Raw genomic sequence first — 17404 nt, forward strand, 5'->3', positions numbered from 1 at the left:
TTGTCACTGAAGACATGGTCGGACACAAGCTGGGAGAATTTTCGCTGACCAGAAAGTTTACGAAGCATGGCGGAAAGATGCAGAAGGAACAAGAAAAGGAAGCGGCAGACAAGGAAGCGGCAAAAGGAAAGGCAACAACAGCAGCGGCTCCGGCGGCAAAATAATTTATAAACCTGTTTAAATATAATATATGGAAGTTAAAGCACAATTAAATCAGTTGAGAATGGCTCCAAGAAAGGTGAGATTAGTTGCTAATCTCATCAAGGGTTTGCACGTCGAAGATGCGAGGGTTCAGCTTGAGCTTATGACCAAGAAATCATCGGATCCAATGTTGAAGCTTTTGAATTCGGCAGTGGCAAATGCGAAAAATAATCATAAATTGGACGAAAGCACATTGTTCGTATCCAAAGTTCTGGTAAATGGCGGACCTACCATCAAGAGATGGTTTCCGAGGGCGATGGGACGGGCATTTCCGATCAAAAAAAGAACATGCAGCATAGTTCTTGTGCTTTCCGAATTGGAAGGGGAAAAGCCGAAAAAGAACAGGAAGGTAAAAGCTGAAAAGACGAAAAACGCGGCGCACAGAAAGTCACAGGAAAAGAAGGTTCCGGCAGCAGCGGATAAAAAGCATCATCATGAAATTAAGGCTGAGCAGGAGAGCAGGCATGAGAAAAAAACCAGAAAAAGCGCCGAGGCCAAAAATGAAAAAAAGTAGGGATTTGGAATAATATTAATCAAACTATAAATCACTAAAAACTATGGGTCATAAAATAAATCCATTTTTACATAGGCTGGGAATCATGAGGGACTGGAAGTCCAGATGGTTCAATATGAAAAAATACAGGCAGTACCTCAGGAATGATATCGAACTCAGAGAGTTTTTGAATAAAAAGCTGGAGAAAGCGGCGGTGGATGATATAATCATTGAAAGATCGGCAAACAGCGTGACCGTTAACATATCATCGGCTCGTCCTGGCGTTATTATCGGAAGAGGCGGAACGGGAGCCGAAGAGCTTCGTGCAGAAATCATGAAAATTGTTAAAGAAAAAGTTGAAGTTAGGGTTAATATAAACGAGATAAGAAGCCCGGAATTGAATGCAAGGCTTGTTGCGCAGGGTGTCGCGGAGCAGATCGAGAAAAGATCGCCTTTCAGAAGGACATTGAAACAGGCCATCGAAAGAACAATGCAGAATAAGACGGCGCAGGGAGTCAAGATCGCGATATCCGGAAGGCTGGACGGCGCTGAAATGGCCAGGACTGAATGGCTCAGCAACGGAAAGATACCTCTTCACACATTCAGGGCCGATGTTGATTTTGCAAAATACAATGCCTATACGACGTATGGAGTCGTCGGGATCAAGGTTTGGATCTACAAAGGCGAAGTTTTTAATGAAAAAAGTAAATAATATTAAGCTTAAAGAAAATTTATGTTAATGCCTAAAAAAGTAAAACATAGGAAATATCAGAAAGGAAGAATGAGAGGTTTGTCGTACAAAGGAAACACGATCGCTCACGGATCTTTTGCATTGAAATCGCTTGAGGCGTATTTGATCTCAAGCAGGCAGATCGAAGCGGCAAGAAGGGCCATGACAAGATATATCCAGAGGGGCGGAAAGATCTGGATCAGGATATTCCCGGATAAGCCCATCACGAAGAAATCGGCAGAGGTGCCGATGGGTGTGGGAAAAGGAAGCCTTGACCATTTTGCGGCCGTCGTACAGCCGGGAAGGATCCTTTTTGAGATGGATGGCGTGAAAGAAGAAGTGGCAAGAGAAGCGATGAAAAGAGCTGCGGATAAGCTGCCTGTGAAGACCAGATTTATTTCAAAAGAAGAACTGGGTTATTAATTCAATATAAAGGTTTAATATGAAGATAAAAGAAATAAGAGAAAAATCGGAAAAAGAACTTCAGAATATGGTGAGAACCGAGAAAGAAAAGCTGAAAAAGCTGAGATTTTCACTCTCCAGCAAGCAGCTGAAGAACTATAATGTCATCGGTGAAACGAAAAAGAACATTGCCAAGGCGAAGACGATTTTGAAGGAGAAATCCCAAATAAGCAATAAGGAAACTAACTAATTTATTATTATGAAAAAAGAAACTAAGAAAGTTAATATAATTGTGAAAAAGAGAAGGGTTCTCCATGGGGTGGTTGTGAGCGACAAGATGGACAAGACGGTCGTCGTCCGCGTGGACAGGCTGAAGATGGATTCGAAATATAAGAAAAGATATAAAGTAAGCAAGAAATATAAGGCTCATGACGAAGAGAACAAGTTGAAAGAAGGGGATCTGGTGGAAATTACGGAAAACAAGCCCATGAGCAAAGACAAGAAGTGGGTCGCTCAGAAGATTAAATAAGCAAGATAAATTAATTTAATTATTTATGATACAACAAGGAACAGGCCTGAATGTCGCTGACAATTCGGGTGCAAAATTCGCAAGATGCATAAAAGTCCTCGGTGGAACAAGGAAGAGATACGCCAAAATAGGCGATGTCATTGTGATCACCATAAAGACAGCCGAGCCAAGGCAGCAGGTCAAAAAGGGAGAGGTTCAGAGGGCGGTGATAATCAGGCAGAAAAGGGCATACAGGAGAAAAGATGGTTCTTATGTCAGGTTTGATGATAATGCGGTTGTGATCGTCGACAAAGACCTTGTGACTCCGAAGGGTACGCGTGTTTTCGGGCCGGTAGCGAGGGAATTAAGGGAAAAAGGATTCATGAAGATAATATCGCTGGCGCCGGAACTCATTTAAAAGCTTAATAATAAATGGATTTAATATAATTTATGAAAATAAAGAGCAATGACAATGTAATGATCCTTGCCGGAAAAGATAAGGGCAAGAAAGGAAAGGTCTCCAAGGTTATGCGAAAGGAGAGTAAGGTTGTTGTCGAAGGAGTGAATATCATCAAGAAGCATATAAAGGCCAGAAAAGCAGGAGACAAAGGCCAGATCGTGACTTTTCCGTCGCCGATCGACGTTTCGAATGTGATGCTGATCTGCCCGAAATGCAACAAGGAAACGAGAGTCGGACATCTTGTTCTGGAAAACGGAGAGAAGCACAGGATCTGCAAGAAATGCAATCAGGAGATCGAAACTAAACCGGTAAATAACTAATTTAAATAATTTGTATGTATACTTCAAGGTTAAAAGAAAAATATAGGAAAGAAATTGTGCCCAAGCTCCAAAAAGAGCATGGATATAAGAATAACATGGCCGTACCGAAGATCATTAAGGTCGTGGTTAATGCCGGGCTCGGAAAGATCCTGAAGAACAATGCAGATGATCTGGAAAGAATATCCGAGGATTTTGCGAAGATCACCGGGCAGAAAGGTGTTATTACGAAAGCCAGAATGGCAATATCCGGATTCAAGATCAGACAAGGAATGGCTGTCGGGATAAAGACGACCTTGAGGGGAAATAATATGTATGATTTTTTGGATAAGCTGATAAATGTTTCTCTTCCGCAAATAAGGGATTTCCGCGGATTCTCGAAAAAGTCGTTTGACGGGAAGGGAAATTTTTCTATAGGCATAAGGGAGCATATAGTTTTTCCGGAAGCGCAGAAAGACAATATCAAAAGCATATTCGGTCTTGAGATAGTGATCGTGACCAATGTGAAGACTGACGAGGAAGCATTAAAGCTCCTTACGAAAATAGGTTTTCCAATATTCGAAAATAACTAGTTTTTATTATAAATTTCTAAAACAATATGGCAAGATTAGCTCTGAAAGTAAAAGCTTTAAAAAAACCCAAGTTCTCGACCAGGATAATCAGAAGATGCTGGAAGTGCGGAAGGAACCGAGGATATATCAGGAAGTTCGACCTGTGCAGGATTTGCATCAGGGAATTGGTAAGCAAGGGCGAGATACCGGGCTTGAAAAAAAGCAGCTGGTAATTACAAAATATAATTTCACTAATATTAATTTTAATTTTTTGCTATGACTATGACAGATCCAATAGCAGACATGTTAACAAGGATAAGAAACGCTCAGAAAACCAATAAATCGGTGGTGGCGATGCCGTCCTCAAAATTTAAATTGGCGATAGCAAAAATCCTTAAGACTGAAGGCTATATTGAAGATACGATACAGCATAAAAAAGGGATGAAGATAACACTTGAAATAGTTTTAAGGAAGATCGACGATCATTATGCCATTTCCGGGATCGAAAAAGTGTCGAGGCCGGGCCAGCGTGCATATGTCAGAAGGAACAACCTTCCGAAGGTATTGGGAGGCTATGGAATTGCTATAGTTTCGACATCCAAGGGTGTTATGACCAACATTGAAGCGAAGAAAAGCGGACTGGGCGGAGAAGTGGTTTGCAGGGTGTGGTAGATCGCCAGCGACGGGATGAATATGGTTTTGTTATTAAATAAGTTTAATTTTATATTATTATGAGCAAGATTGGAAAAAAACCAATAGAGATACCAGCGGGAGTAAATGTTTCTGTTGATAAAGAAAATAATGTCACGATTAAGGGGCCAAAAGGCGAACTTAAAACGGCTTTCGATATTCGATTGAATATAGAGATCAAAGAAAATAAGATCTTTGTCACGCCGAATAAAAAAGGCGATAATGAGATCTTTCCGATGTGGGGGCTGACAAGAGCCATGATACAGAATATGATCGTCGGAGCCGAAAAGGGATATGAGAAAAAGCTTGAACTGCAGGGAGTAGGATTCAAGGTGGCTGCCAAAGGAAAAGATCTTGAATTCAATCTAGGTTTTTCGCACCCGATCATCTTTAAGGCGATTCAGGGGATAGATTTCAAGATCGATAAGAATATTGTGACTGTATCGGGCGTCGATAAGCAGCTTGTCGGACAGGTGGCGGCGGATATCAGGAGCCTGAAAGAACCGGAGCCTTATAAAGGAAAGGGCGTCAGATATGTCGGAGAATATGTGAGAAGGAAAGAAGGAAAGAAGGTTGCGGGAACAACAGCGTAATTTATAAAATCGTTATATTAATAATCAGCATTTATGAAAACATCAGAAAAAGCAAAAAGAAAGGCCAGAATAAGAAGGCATAACAGAGTGCGCGCCAAAGTGGCCGGGACAAAAGAAGTTCCGAGGCTTAGCGTGTTCAGAAGCAACAAGGGATTTTTCATTCAGCTTATAGATGATAATGAAGGAAAGACGCTTGCAAGCGTTGATTCGAAGGAGATCAAGGAAGCAAAGAAAAAGACCGATGCCGCAAAAGAGGGTGGAAAGCTTATTGCGAAGAAAGCCATCGAGAAAAAGATAACCAAGGCTGTTTTTGACAGGGGCGGATACAAATATCACGGCAGAATTAAGGCGGTAGCCGAAGGGGCGAGAGAAGGCGGATTGAAATTCTAGCGCTCTTCTCTATATTTATTCGATAAATAATTATTTATTAATATGATACAAGAAGAAAAAAAGGACGATAAAAAATTCAGAGGGAAGTTCCGCGGAAAAAGAAGAGAAAGGAACGAGTATGATCAGAAGGTCATCGATATAGCCAGGGTTACCCGTGTGGTTAAGGGCGGAAAAAGATTCAGTTTCAGGACGACCATGGTTATCGGGAACAAGCATGGCAAGGTTGGCGTCGGCATAGCCAAGGGAGCTGATATGAAAATATCGACCGAAAAGGCGTATGCAAGTGCTAAGAAAAATATCGTAGATATAAATATCAAAGGAAATACGATCCCGTATCCTATCAGTTACAAACTGGGCGGTGCAAGGATCATCCTCCGGCCGGCTTCAAAGGGAACCGGTATAATGGCGGGCGGAGCGGTCAGGAGCGTCATGGCGCTTGTTGGCATAAATGATATCACCGGAAAAATGCTCGGATCGGGAAGCAAGATCGTGAATGCGAGAGCTGCGATCGAAGCGCTTCAGCAATTTTCCGTCAAGAAGGTTGGTGAGATCAGAGTTGATGAAATGAAAAAAAGAAGAGATAGCAAGGCTGCAGCAAATGCGGAGAAAAATAAGGATATCAAAAAAGCGGCTGCGCCGGCTGATATGAAAAAAACCGATCAAAAGACCGAAGTGAAAAGCGAGAAAAAGCAATAAACAATAATAATAGTCACTTAATTTAATTTTATGCAGTTACATCAAATCAAACCAGACAAGAGAAAAAAAAGGAAGGAAATAGGTCGTGGCGGTATGCATGGCCATTCGGCTACGCGTGGAACCAAAGGCCAGAAAGCAAGGTCCGGACGCGGCGGGAAAACCAAGAGTTTCGAAGGAACCGTAACTCCGCTCTTTCGAAGAACTCCGAAACTGAGGGGTTTTAAGAGCTTGAATGAGAAGAACATAGTGGTCAGCATCTATCAGCTTGAAAAGAATTTTGCTGCCGGAGACATTGTAAATCCGAAAACCCTGAGAGAAAAAGATGTCATTCGGAAAGATAAGCCTTTTGTGAAGATATTGGCGGATGGAGAATTGAAGAAAAAACTCACGATCGAAGGCTGTATAGTTTCAAAGAGCGCAGAGAAGAAAATAAAAGATGCGGGCGGAGATATCAGGCCATTAATAAAACCTAATATTGCATAATTTATGCTTAAAAAAGCGATAAGGATATTTAAGGATAAGGAACTCCGCGATAAGATAATTTTTGTTGCGGTCATGATGGTTATATTCAGGATCTTGTCGCATATCCCTATTCCTATAGTTGACTATGCCCAGCTTAAGGATTATTTCAGAAGCAATCAGCTGCTTGGTTTTTTGAGCTTATTCACGGGCGGAGGCATGGAGAATTTTTCACTCGTTATGCTCGGTGTCGGGCCTTACATCACGGCTTCGATCATTATGCAGCTTCTTACGATGATATTTCCAAATTTGAAGGAGATATATCAGGAATCGGGTGAAGAAGGCAGGCAGAAGTTCAATCAATACACCAGATATCTTGCAGTTCCGCTTTCGGCGCTCCAAGGATACTCGATGATATTCCTTCTCCGAAGCCAGGGCATAATAGGAATCCTTGATAATTTTGAATTGGCTGTGGCAATATCCTCAATTACGGCGGGAACCATCCTTCTGATGTGGATCGGAGAACTGATCTCGGAAAAGAAGATCGGCAACGGAGTTTCCCTTATCATATTCGCAGGAATAGTCACGGGACTTCCGACTGTTGCGCAACAGACGTTGATGACGATCGAAGGAAAATTCCTGGAAGTAGTTGTTATGCTGATCCTGGTGCTAGTTGTCGTTCTTAGTGTCGTATTCATTACGGAAGCTCAGAGGAATATTCCGGTTTCTTATGCCAGAAGAATAAGAGGCGGGAAGACATACGGAGGCGTGTCTACATTTTTGCCGCTCAGGGTGAACTCGGCGGGAATGATCCCGATCATATTCGCAATGTCCCTCATATTATTTCCGGGAATAATCGCTTCTTTTCTCGTAAATAATCCGAATCAGCAGGTTGCAAGCGCGGCGGTTTTTGTCAGGGATCTTTTCCAGAACGAAACTTTTTATGGGTCTTTATACTTCATATTGGTCTTCCTGTTCACATATTTCTATACCTCTATAGTTTTTGATCCGAAAAACGTTGCAGAGAACCTGCAGAAACATGGCGGATTTGTTCCGGGAATAAGGCCGGGAAACAGCACTGCCGAATATCTGGGAAAGGTTTTGAGCAGGATAACGTTCGTGGGCGCGCTGTTTTTGGGGCTGATCGCAGTCCTTCCGTTCATTGCCAAGGCGATGACCAATGTTACGACTATGGCGATCGGAGGCGCTTCGGTGCTGATAGTTGTCGGTGTGGTTCTTGATTCAATAAGACAGATCGATTCTCAGCTTACAATGCGAGACTATGATGAAATATAGCATGATTCAAATACGAAACTTTTTAATGGCCTGAATTGTATTCGGGCCGTTATTTTATCTTAAGGCAGAAGATATGAAAAAGGGATTACCCAGAATTCAGCAAGTATCAATTAAGGGATTCTTATGCCGTGATAATAAAGTATTATTGCTGAAGACGCCAAAAAGCGATAAAAACGATGGCACTTGGGAGCTTCCCGGAGGAAGGATGGATTTTGGTGAAAGTGTGGAGGAAGCTTTCAGCAGAGAAATGAAAGAAGAACTTGGTTTTGAAAAGGCGGTAATGGGCAAGCTTTTGAACTCCTGGTCGTTCATGTCTGTCAGGGAAGGAATCGACCACCATTTTATAATATTTGATTTTGAGATTTATTCCGATGAGAGTAAAATAAAATTAAGCGATGAGCATGATGAATATAGATGGATCGGAGAAGGGGAGTTCGAAAAGCTTAATATGCGGGAAGGCCATAAAGAAACTTTAAGAAAATATTTCGGTAACACGAAGAATTGAATTATGAAAATTATAAAGCCTAAAAAATTGCAGAAAGGAGATGCTGTTGCCATAGTTTCTCCGTCCGGATCGGTTCCTCAGGAACTGAGGGGTCAATTCGATCGCGGAGCAGATTTTTTGAAGGAATTGGGATTGGAGGTCAGGATTATGAAGAATGCGCTTGGAAAATATTATTATTCTTCAGGCACGATCGAAGAAAGGCTGGCTGATCTTCGTGAAGCGTTCGCTGATAAGAGCGTGAAGGCAGTGATCATGTCCATAGGAGGAACGACTGCGAATCAGCTTCTGGAAGGATTAGATTTTGATCTCATAAGAAGAAATCCGAAAATGTTCATGGGGATAAGCGATGGAACAACATTGCTTAATCCTATTTTCCGGAATACGGGAATCATCACTTATCATGGACCTGATCTGGTGTTTACTTTTGGACGACCGGTCTCCGGAGCTGTTATGAAAAACCTGCGAGAAACATTTTTTGACGGCAGTGTGGGCGAATTATCTGCGAATCCTGACTGGCGCGGCTTGGAAGATCTTAACAGGGATCAGAAATATGAAGGGTGGCGGTGCATCCGCGGAGGAGAGGCGAGCGGGAAGCTGATCGGCGGAAATGTGAATTGCCTTATGAATTTGGACAATACGGATTTCCGGCCCGACTATAAAGATAAGGTCTTATTTCTGGAGGCCTACATGATGCCTGTTCAGGAATTGGATACGGCTTTCACGCATTTCCGGCAGGCGAATGTTTTTAATGAGATCTCGGGCTTGGTTATAGGGCATTTTTACGGTTCCCATATGATCGATAGAGACCAGGACAGGAGGGTGAGTGATGTTATCTTGGAAGCATCAGGGAAATATAGTTTCCCGATCCTGGAGATCGGCGAATTGGGGCATAATGTGGAGAATTATGTCATGCCGATAGGGTGTAATGCGACGATCGATGCAACAAAAATGCGTTTCTCTATCGATGAAACAACCTCGGAATAATATTTGTCATTACAAATTAATATAAGTGCAGCATTTATAATAGCATGATAGTATGTAATATCATACTGTATAATCGTATATTTAGAAAAGGGAAATAGATATTATATTTAATAATTATTCAGAAAAATGGGCAAGAATAAACCAATCAACATACTGTTAGTCGGGCCTTCGGGCGGAGGAAAAGGGACACAGGCGATCTTGATCGCGGAAAAATTCGGTATGAAACATCTGCAGAGCGGGGAAATATTGAGAAGGTGGGCAAGCCAGGAAAATGAATTCGGGAAAAAGGTGAATGAAGCGATGCTGAAAGGTTTTGTTCCGTCTGAATGGATATTCCAGATAATCGAAGAGGAATTCAAAAAAGTGGATGAAGGCAAAGGTCTTGTTCTGGACAGTTTTTCGCGGATACTTCCCGAGGCAAAAATGCTCTATGATGTTCTCGAAAAGAGCGGAAGAAAACTTGATTATGTATTTTTTGTAAAAGTGAGCGATGAAGAAGCGATGAGAAGGCTCTCGAAAAGAGGCGTTTGCCGAGAATGCAAAGAGATCATGATGATCGATGAGATAAGGGATATGAAATGCGTGAAATGCGGCGGTGAAGTGGAAATAAGAAAAGATGATAATCCCGAAAGCATCAAAAAGCGATTAAATGAGTTCAAATCAAAGACCACCGAAGTTATCAACTATATCCGCGAAAATGGCAGGCTGATCGAGATCGATGGGGAACAGCCGAAAGAAAAGGTTTTCGAGGGCATCATTAAGCATATCAAGCAGTAATGTGCGGAAGATGGAGAAGGGTAGAAATATTTCAAAGTTCAATAATTTTCAATTTACACGTCTCAATTATCATTAAATTTACAATCACTCAATTGTCAATTAGAAATTTCGAAATTGATCATTTAATGAAAATTGTAAACTGAGAATTGAAAATCCGTATTGAATATTCAATATTTGATTTTATAAAAATTAATCATTATCATGAAGAAAAACATAAATGTGATAATCATGGGCCCTCAGGGCTCCGGCAAGGGGACTCAGATCAGGCTATTGATCGAAAAATACGGTCTTCAGCCGATCGAGGTCGGAAATATACTGAGAGAGATGGCGACAAAAGATACTCCCGTAGGAAGGGAAGTGGATGAGGTCATCAATAAGCGGGGAGAACTTGTTTCGTGGGGCCTGTTAAAAAAAGTACTTGATGAGAAGGTCGAGGCTATGGATCCTAAGAAAGGCCTTATATTCGACGGGACGCCGAGAAGGATGGAGGAGGTGGAATATTGGGACAAAAAATTTGTCGAGATCGGAAGGAAGATCGACCATATATTTTACATTGATGTATCAAAAGAAGAATCCTTAAGGAGGATATCAAGTCGGAAGCTATGCAGGCAAAACGGACACCCGCTTATCGTCGGCAAGGATATTACGGAAGACGACAAGGTCTGTCCTATATGCAAGGGGGAAATTTACAGAAGAGACGACGACACTCCCGAAAAAGTCGCCAAAAGGCTTTCCTGGAACGAAGAGAAGATGAAGCCTGTTGTCGAATATTATGAGAAAAAAGGAATGATAACGAGCGTTGCAGGTGAGAATACTATAGAAAAGATCCACAAAGAGATCGTGAGCCATATTGAGAAATAAAATCTTATTACATGGTAAAAAAAAGAATAGATCTGAAAACCAAAGCGGAGATAGAAATAATGAGGGAAGGCGGAAAGATATTGGCGCATATCCTGCTTTTGATGTCGGAAAAAGTTGTGCCGGGAGCTTCCGGTGAAGAACTCGAAGAGATCGCGGATCGAGAGATAAAAAAGTATGGAGTGATATCTTCGTTCCGCAATTACAAAATACACAAAAATGGAGTGCCTTTTCCGTCCTCGATCTGCGTTTCGATAAACGACGAGATCGTGCATGGATTTCCAAGGGGGAAGATAATAAGGGAGGGGGATATAGTCGGACTTGATCTGGGCATAAAACATAAGGGTCTTCATACGGATAGCGCGATCACTGTCGGTGCCGGAAAATTAAGCGCTGTTGCGCAGAAATTGATCAAGGTCACGAAAGAGTCCTTGTCACTTGCTCTCTCGGAGGTTAAGCCCGGAAACAGGCTGGGGGATATTGGATACGCGGTTCAGAGCTATGTCGAAAAGAACGGATTCTCGGTCGTTCAGGACCTTGTGGGTCACGGTGTAGGAAGATCGATACACGAATCTCCCGAAGTTCCTAATTATGGGAGCAGGGGAGAAGGATTGAAGCTGTACCCCGGCATGACATTTGCCATAGAGCCCATGGTCAACGCGGGAAAACATTATATCAAAGTGGATGACGACCAGTGGACCATCCGGACCGAAGACGGATCGCTTTCGGCGCATTTTGAACACAGCGTTGCGGTTACGGAAGAAGGGTGTATTATTTTAACTGAATTAGCATAAGCCATGAAAACAATTTCAATAGATTATGGCGACAGAAGGACGGGCTTGGCCGTTTCGGATGAAAGCGGCAAGCTTGCAAAGAGGTTCAGGACCCTTGAGAACAGAGAGGAGGAAGTTCTGATAGCGGAAATCCAAAAGATACTTCTTGAAGAAAAGATCGCGCTGGTTTTGGTGGGAGTTCCGGTCGGACTTAATGCGATCAGCGAGCAGACCAGAAAAACAAATCATTTTATTATGTCCTTGAAAAGAACGATAAATGTTCCCATTGAGAGCGTTAACGAGATGTATACGTCCAAGATGGCGGAAAAGAATCTTTTTGATGCCGGGAAAAGAGGAACCGAGATCAGGGAGCTGGTTGACCAGGAAGCGGCAAGGATAATTTTGCAGGAATATCTGGATAAGAATGTAAAATGAAAATGGACCGATTAAATAAAATAGCCGTTTATCTATTTCGGGAAAAGCACTATCCTTTTTATATATTGGCGATCAGTGCTTTTGTTTTATTATTTCAGCTTGAGGGTTCCATTGGAAATTGGGATGAGGCGATCTATAGCGAAGTTGCAAAGGAAGGCCTTGCGAGAAATGATTGGCTAAGCCTTTGGTATAAAGACGGACTATGGTTCGAGAAGCCCCCATTGCTTATCTGGCTTACCATGATCTCGTACAGGATCTTCGGTATAAGCGAATTTTCAACATGGATCTTTCCAGTTTTGTTCGGCGTCATGGGAATACTTGGTGTCTATTATCTGGGAAAAATGATGTTCGGTCCCAAGGTCGGACTTTTGGCTTCTCTGGTGCTTCTCACGACTCCGCACTATCTTGTGATGTCGAGGAATAATATGATGGATATTTTCTTGTTCACAAATCTTATTTGGTCTTTCGTATTTCTGATGAAAACGCGCGAGAACGGAAAATATCTCATTCCGGCATCGGCCTTTCTAGCCCTCGCCTTTATGACAAAAAATTTCTCCTCCGTGCTGATATATCCCGTCATGGCTTTTTGGCTATATGCGAACCGGAGGGAATGTCACATCGGGAAAAAGCATATTTTCGCTTCAATTCTCGTTTTTTTGGCAATAGTCCTTCCCTGGCATCTGTTGATGTATCTGAAATATGGATGGGAATTCATTGAAAAATATATAGGTCTTCATATTGTTGAAAGATTCAACAGTAATATGCTTGACCTCGAGCAGTCATCCGATGTTCTATATTATTTCAAGGTGCTTCTGCAGCGATCCGGCTCCTGGTGGTTCGTGCTTGTCGCGTTCCTGCCGGTGATATTCAATGATGTGAGAAAAAATGTGAACAGAAGAGAGATCACCACCCTGATCATCTGGGTTCTGATATTCTTCATATCTTATTCCGCATCGAAGACGAAACTCCATCACTACATTCTTCCCATATATGCGCCGATATCGCTTGTGATAGCCTATGGGCTGTATAGATCATATTTAAGAAGATCGATATTCGGACTCCTTCCTCTTCTTATCATATTTATGAATATCGATCCTGCAACAATACGGCAGGTTTCCGATTTTGGCGAGGCCAGACTTGCCCTCCCGATCCTTCTTTACAGATATTTCCATTTTACGGAATTTGTCATTTATGTGGCCGCAATATTCATCATAGCCGGCATCTCGATCATATATTTTAGTACGCATAAACCGCTTGCTTTCAAGGTTCCTATTTTTGCGGTCTTATTGTTCAGCATTCTTATACCGTTCAACCCGGACAGAGCGCCGCTTGCGAAGGAGATAGGTAATAAGCTGCATGAAAAAGACATCAAGATCATTCGCCACATGGATCTCAAGAATTTGAACATAGACGGATCGCTGGTGTTTTACAGCTACCCAGTAAAGATCGTTCCATACAGGAAAAATATCAAAAATGAATTCGATCCGGGAAGTGTGGAATATTGTCTAATAGACCGCTCGAGCGCAAAGGATCGGAGCGAGGTAGTTTATGATTTTTATCCTTGCGCGATAGATCAAAATTGAAACGATCCGGCCCTGCTTTCTGCCGAACTCAAGTATAAAAAAATCAGGAAGTTATTTCCTGAATTGTCTGCTTTTTTAGAACCATTTGACGAATAATACGCCGAAAGCTTCTTTTCCTCCTATTGCTGAAATAGTATAGGACATCAACACAACTGAGGCCGACAGTAATGCCGCATAGCATAAAAACGAAACCAAGGTTTCTGAACCCGTCATATTCCTGATTGCCTGAGCCTTTTCGATCCTATCCATCGCGATGAGCTGAAGAGACATGAACATCATTATCAGGGTCACAAAAAATAAACCTGAATATGCGGACATTACGGCAAATATTCCCGTTATGCCGTAGCAGATCCATCCATTGTCTCTATTGTCGAATATCGAGATTATGATCGATCGGAAGGTTCTGCCTCCATCCAGCATTCCTACCGGCAATAGATTGAATATATTGAAGATGTTCGTAATTCCCGAGACCAGCATAAAAAAAATATTTCCGGTCACAAGCCAGGCGATGAACATCGCGATAACAAACAGGAATCCGATAGCAGGCCCCATTAAAGCGACTTGAACCTCATTCTTCCGAAGGTCAAAAAAATCCTTTTCAGGTTTGACGAATGCTCCCAGGAGAGGTATGAAGGATATTTTTGAGATTCTCATGCCAAGCTTAAATATTATCAGTATGTGTCCGCTTTCGTGCATTATCAGAAATACGGTCACAAATATGGCAGTTTTCCATTCCAAAAAAAGGAATAGGGAAAGCGTGAATATTGCCATTGAACGTAAGAGCTTCCCGGATACCAGGCCGCATATTTTCTGAAGCGTTCCTCTTCCGTCAGATCCGAATTCGTCAGTGTTTGTGCAATTCATTTTATCACCCGATCTTTGTATTATTAATGAGCGTTTACTATTTTGTTAAATAGCATATATTGTAACAGATTAAAATACATTTGTCAATATTTATATATTAATTGTAATGTGTTAATATAACGTTATGAATGATGATTTATACCTTTCAGTAATATTGCCAGCCTATAACGAAGAAAAGCTTATCAGAAGCACCCTGAATGAAGTCTGCGGCTATCTTAGTGCGCAGAATTATACTTCTGAGATAATTATCGTAAACGACGGATCTGTTGATGGAACTGCGAAAATATTGGACGATATTGTACGGAATGCTAAGAACATGAAAGTAATAAACAACCCCGAGAACCGCGGAAAAGGCTATTCGGTGCGAAGGGGAATGCTTGAGGCAGGCGGAAAATACAGATTGTTCATGGATGCCGACAACTCAACCGATATAAAAGAAATAAAAAAATTTCTGGAATTGCTTGAGGGCGGCGTTGATGCCGTGATCGGCGACAGGACTTTGGAGAACAGCGTTATATTGCTGCATCAGCCCACGTATAAGAAGATACTGGGAAATATAGGGAATGTTTTCATCAGATCGCTTACGGTACCGGGCATAAAAGATACGCAGTGCGGATTTAAATGCTTCACGGGGAAACTTGTGCGCGACGTATTCCCGGTTCTCGGGATAGACCGCTGGGCATTTGATGTCGAGATACTGGCATTGGCCCTGAAGCGCGGCTACAGGATAAAGAACATACCTGTCGTATGGAAGAACAGGAGTGAAAGCAAGGTGAAAGTGATCGATTATGTTCTGACATTTGCGGACCTCGTTAGGATCAAAATAAATTTATTAACCAATAAATATGAACGAGCAAAATAAAAACGAAAATAAAACAAGTTCGATACTGAGAAAGGATCTTGTGAGTGGTACGTGGGTGGTGTTCTCGACGAGAAGAAGGGAAAGGCCTGACTTTTCAAAGAATAAGGAAGCCGAAACGGAGACTCCGGAACAGCTGAGCAAATGTCCGTTCTGCGCTCAGAATGTTTCTTCACAGGAAAAAGATACATTGATCTATGCGAACGAAGCCGGCGATTGGAGCCTGAAAGTGTTTCCGAACAAGTTTCCCGCGTTCTCATCCGAGATCAAAGATGTGAACAAAAGGGAGATCGGCCCGTTTGAAATTATGGACGGAGTGGGATATCATGAAGTTCTGGTTACGAAGGATCACTACAAGGACATTGCTGATATGGAAATAATGCAGATCGCTGAAATAATGGATGCATTCCAGGACAGATATATAGATCTTATGAACAAGCGGCATATAAAATATATTTCCGTGTTCAAGAATTATGGAAGGAGTGCAGGGGCATCGGTCAGACATCCTCATTGTCAGATCATTGCCATGCCTGTGATTGATCCTGATGTGTATAGGAGCTTGGTGGGCAGCGAAAGCTATTATATGGCGCATCGTGAATGCGTGCATTGCGTCATGATCGAGTGGGAGAAAGAGAATAAGGAAAGGGTGATATATGAAAACGAAGAATTCATTGTTGTGTGTCCGTTTGTTTCAAGGGTATCATTTGAAACGAGGATATATCCCAAAAAGCATCTGTCATATTTTGAGAGGATCACAGATGCTCAAAAGATAAAGCTTGCAGATGCCATGAAGCATTGTCTTGGCAAACTTAAGAAAAATCTCGGAGATCCTCCATATAATATGTTCCTGCACACCTCGCCCTGCGACGGGCGCGCCTATGATCATTATCACTGGCATTTTGAAATATTCCCCAAAACAAACACCTGGGCCGGACTTGAGCTTAGCACTGGAATAGAGGTGTGTTCCGTGCTTCCAGAAGAAGCGGCGAAGATATTGAAAGAGTAGAATCTAAATATTATAATTTCCAATTTTAAATTTACAATTGATCGTCTATGGCAGAAAATGTCAATATACGAAAATCTATTTACTGTGTGGCTATAGTTTTAGTATCCAACGCATTAACGGCCAGGGCGACGCAAATTCCTTTATGTAATTTTGACGATGATCCGCCGAGATCGTTCCCGAAGGCACCTCCTCCCACCAGCTTTGGAGAAATAATTGTTGGATATATTCCATGGATCTTAATACTGTTCTCAATATTGCTGATCATCAGATTCTTCGCGGCTATGTATTTATATCTCAGAAAACAAAAAATAAATAATGGCAGGAAGCGGACTCCCGAGAGCGGTAAAATCAGGCCGCCCATCGGAGGCTTATCAGTTATTTTCCTGATGTATATATTAATTATGCTATTTCGGGATAAATTCATTGATATGATAAATAATTTTATAACAATTTAATATTTATGAACAAAATATATTTAGACTATGCGGCGACAACGCCGACGGATAAAGAAGTGCTTGATGCAATGATGCCGTATTTCTCGGAGAAATTCGGAAATCCTGCTAGTATACATTCTTTCGGACAGGAAGCGCTTGAGGCGGTCGATAAGGCCAGGGCCCAGATCGCTGAATTTTTGCATTGCAGTCCCAGGGAAATAATCTTTACGAGCGGTGCGACGGAAAGCAACAATATGGCCATCAAGGGCACGCTGAAAGCGTCCCAGAACAAGGATGCGCATATAATAACATCATCGATCGAACACCATTGCGTTTTGAATACGTGTGAATTGCTGAAAAAAGAAGGCGTGGATGTAACCTTCCTGAAAGTGGATAAGGACGGGCTCGTAGACCCTGAAGACGTGAGAAAGGCGATAAAGGAAAGCACGGTTCTTGTTTCGATCATGTATGCGAATAATGAAGTTGGGACAATCGAACCGATCGCTGAAATTGGAAAGATGATAAAAGAAATAAACGTTG

The 17404-nt window shown here is 42.0% G+C and carries 28 protein-coding genes; 26 read left to right on the forward strand and 2 right to left on the reverse strand.

Annotation, left to right across the window (positions count from 1 at the left end; genetic code table 11):
• From WC788_09300 to WC788_09410, 23 genes are all read left to right on the forward strand, one after another.
• On the forward strand, positions 1 to 164 hold a 164-nt coding region (locus WC788_09300; GenBank protein MFA6097791.1), incomplete at its 5' end, for a ribosomal protein S19 family protein.
• A gap of 26 nt (positions 165 to 190) precedes the next feature.
• The gene (gene rplV, locus WC788_09305; protein ID MFA6097792.1) at positions 191 to 715 is read left to right on the forward strand and encodes a 50S ribosomal protein L22; all 525 of its coding nucleotides are present in this window, start codon (positions 191 to 193) and stop codon (positions 713 to 715) included.
• Positions 716 to 758: 43 nt separating this feature from the next.
• On the forward strand, positions 759 to 1406 hold the full coding sequence (rpsC, locus tag WC788_09310) for a 30S ribosomal protein S3 (protein MFA6097793.1): 648 nt from the start codon (positions 759 to 761) through the stop codon (positions 1404 to 1406).
• A 21-nt stretch (positions 1407 to 1427) separates the two neighbouring features.
• On the forward strand, positions 1428 to 1847 hold the full coding sequence (gene rplP / locus WC788_09315) for a 50S ribosomal protein L16 (GenBank protein MFA6097794.1): 420 nt from the start codon (positions 1428 to 1430) through the stop codon (positions 1845 to 1847).
• A gap of 19 nt (positions 1848 to 1866) precedes the next feature.
• The gene (gene rpmC / locus WC788_09320) at positions 1867 to 2076 is read left to right on the forward strand and encodes a 50S ribosomal protein L29 (GenBank protein MFA6097795.1); all 210 of its coding nucleotides are present in this window, start codon (positions 1867 to 1869) and stop codon (positions 2074 to 2076) included.
• A gap of 9 nt (positions 2077 to 2085) precedes the next feature.
• The gene (rpsQ, locus tag WC788_09325) at positions 2086 to 2355 is read left to right on the forward strand and encodes a 30S ribosomal protein S17 (protein ID MFA6097796.1); all 270 of its coding nucleotides are present in this window, start codon (positions 2086 to 2088) and stop codon (positions 2353 to 2355) included.
• A 25-nt stretch (positions 2356 to 2380) separates the two neighbouring features.
• On the forward strand, positions 2381 to 2752 hold the full coding sequence (gene rplN / locus WC788_09330; GenBank protein MFA6097797.1) for a 50S ribosomal protein L14: 372 nt from the start codon (positions 2381 to 2383) through the stop codon (positions 2750 to 2752).
• Positions 2753 to 2784: 32 nt separating this feature from the next.
• Positions 2785 to 3114, forward strand: a complete 330-nt coding sequence (gene rplX / locus WC788_09335) for a 50S ribosomal protein L24 (GenBank protein ID MFA6097798.1) — start codon at positions 2785 to 2787, stop codon at positions 3112 to 3114.
• A gap of 14 nt (positions 3115 to 3128) precedes the next feature.
• Complete coding sequence (rplE, locus tag WC788_09340; protein ID MFA6097799.1) at positions 3129 to 3683, forward strand: 50S ribosomal protein L5; 555 nt, start codon at positions 3129 to 3131, stop codon at positions 3681 to 3683.
• Between the two features lie 26 nt (positions 3684 to 3709).
• Positions 3710 to 3895, forward strand: a complete 186-nt coding sequence (locus WC788_09345; protein MFA6097800.1) for a type Z 30S ribosomal protein S14 — start codon at positions 3710 to 3712, stop codon at positions 3893 to 3895.
• A 43-nt stretch (positions 3896 to 3938) separates the two neighbouring features.
• A complete protein-coding gene (rpsH, locus tag WC788_09350; GenBank protein ID MFA6097801.1) occupies positions 3939 to 4334 on the forward strand; it encodes a 30S ribosomal protein S8 in 396 nt (131 codons plus the stop codon).
• Positions 4335 to 4393: 59 nt separating this feature from the next.
• A complete protein-coding gene (rplF, locus tag WC788_09355) occupies positions 4394 to 4945 on the forward strand; it encodes a 50S ribosomal protein L6 (GenBank protein ID MFA6097802.1) in 552 nt (183 codons plus the stop codon).
• 33 nt (positions 4946 to 4978) lie between these two features.
• The gene (gene rplR, locus WC788_09360) at positions 4979 to 5335 is read left to right on the forward strand and encodes a 50S ribosomal protein L18 (GenBank protein MFA6097803.1); all 357 of its coding nucleotides are present in this window, start codon (positions 4979 to 4981) and stop codon (positions 5333 to 5335) included.
• Between the two features lie 42 nt (positions 5336 to 5377).
• Complete coding sequence (locus WC788_09365; protein MFA6097804.1) at positions 5378 to 6031, forward strand: 30S ribosomal protein S5; 654 nt, start codon at positions 5378 to 5380, stop codon at positions 6029 to 6031.
• Positions 6032 to 6061: 30 nt separating this feature from the next.
• Complete coding sequence (gene rplO / locus WC788_09370) at positions 6062 to 6514, forward strand: 50S ribosomal protein L15 (protein MFA6097805.1); 453 nt, start codon at positions 6062 to 6064, stop codon at positions 6512 to 6514.
• Between the two features lie 3 nt (positions 6515 to 6517).
• Positions 6518 to 7786 (forward strand): preprotein translocase subunit SecY, encoded by a 1269-nt coding sequence (secY, locus tag WC788_09375; GenBank protein ID MFA6097806.1) that lies wholly within the window; start codon positions 6518 to 6520, stop codon positions 7784 to 7786.
• Between the two features lie 73 nt (positions 7787 to 7859).
• Positions 7860 to 8291, forward strand: a complete 432-nt coding sequence (locus WC788_09380; protein ID MFA6097807.1) for an NUDIX domain-containing protein — start codon at positions 7860 to 7862, stop codon at positions 8289 to 8291.
• Positions 8292 to 8294: 3 nt separating this feature from the next.
• Entirely contained in the window at positions 8295 to 9275 is a 981-nt protein-coding gene (locus WC788_09385) for a S66 peptidase family protein (GenBank protein MFA6097808.1), read from the forward strand.
• Between the two features lie 126 nt (positions 9276 to 9401).
• Positions 9402 to 10052: a nucleoside monophosphate kinase gene (locus WC788_09390; protein MFA6097809.1), complete on the forward strand. Its 651-nt coding sequence runs from the start codon at positions 9402 to 9404 to the stop codon at positions 10050 to 10052.
• A 201-nt stretch (positions 10053 to 10253) separates the two neighbouring features.
• Entirely contained in the window at positions 10254 to 10913 is a 660-nt protein-coding gene (locus WC788_09395; protein ID MFA6097810.1) for a nucleoside monophosphate kinase, read from the forward strand.
• 11 nt (positions 10914 to 10924) lie between these two features.
• The gene (map, locus tag WC788_09400) at positions 10925 to 11704 is read left to right on the forward strand and encodes a type I methionyl aminopeptidase (GenBank protein ID MFA6097811.1); all 780 of its coding nucleotides are present in this window, start codon (positions 10925 to 10927) and stop codon (positions 11702 to 11704) included.
• Positions 11705 to 11707: 3 nt separating this feature from the next.
• A complete protein-coding gene (gene ruvX / locus WC788_09405) occupies positions 11708 to 12118 on the forward strand; it encodes a Holliday junction resolvase RuvX (GenBank protein MFA6097812.1) in 411 nt (136 codons plus the stop codon).
• A complete protein-coding gene (locus WC788_09410) occupies positions 12115 to 13701 on the forward strand; it encodes a glycosyltransferase family 39 protein (protein MFA6097813.1) in 1587 nt (528 codons plus the stop codon). Before ruvX ends, WC788_09410 begins: the two co-directional genes overlap by 4 nt.
• A 75-nt stretch (positions 13702 to 13776) precedes the next feature.
• Here the strand turns inward: WC788_09410 and WC788_09415 are convergent, their stop codons facing one another.
• Positions 13777 to 14565: a site-2 protease family protein gene (locus WC788_09415; GenBank protein ID MFA6097814.1), complete on the reverse strand. Its 789-nt coding sequence runs from the start codon at positions 14563 to 14565 to the stop codon at positions 13777 to 13779.
• A gap of 124 nt (positions 14566 to 14689) precedes the next feature.
• Here WC788_09415 and WC788_09420 point away from each other — a divergent pair, with 124 nt between their 5' ends.
• Both WC788_09420 and galT read left to right on the forward strand, forming a co-directional pair.
• On the forward strand, positions 14690 to 15427 hold the full coding sequence (locus tag WC788_09420) for a dolichyl-phosphate beta-glucosyltransferase (protein MFA6097815.1): 738 nt from the start codon (positions 14690 to 14692) through the stop codon (positions 15425 to 15427).
• Positions 15411 to 16430 (forward strand): galactose-1-phosphate uridylyltransferase, encoded by a 1020-nt coding sequence (galT, locus tag WC788_09425; GenBank protein MFA6097816.1) that lies wholly within the window; start codon positions 15411 to 15413, stop codon positions 16428 to 16430. The genes WC788_09420 and galT overlap by 17 nt, the downstream gene beginning before the upstream one ends.
• 79 nt (positions 16431 to 16509) lie before the next feature.
• On the opposite strand, the gene WC788_09430 is transcribed toward galT, so the two are convergent.
• Positions 16510 to 16854 carry a hypothetical protein gene (locus tag WC788_09430; GenBank protein MFA6097817.1) on the reverse strand — a complete coding sequence of 115 codons (345 nt, stop codon included), beginning with the start codon at positions 16852 to 16854 and terminating at the stop codon, positions 16510 to 16512.
• A gap of 36 nt (positions 16855 to 16890) precedes the next feature.
• Here WC788_09430 and WC788_09435 point away from each other — a divergent pair.
• Positions 16891 to 17404 (forward strand): aminotransferase class V-fold PLP-dependent enzyme (locus tag WC788_09435; GenBank protein MFA6097818.1); only part of this gene is annotated, 514 nt, incomplete at its 3' end.

It is taken from the genome of Candidatus Paceibacterota bacterium (assembly GCA_041661265.1).
Taxonomy (GTDB): domain Bacteria; phylum Patescibacteriota; class Minisyncoccia; order JAHIHE01; family JAGLIN01; genus JBAZUT01.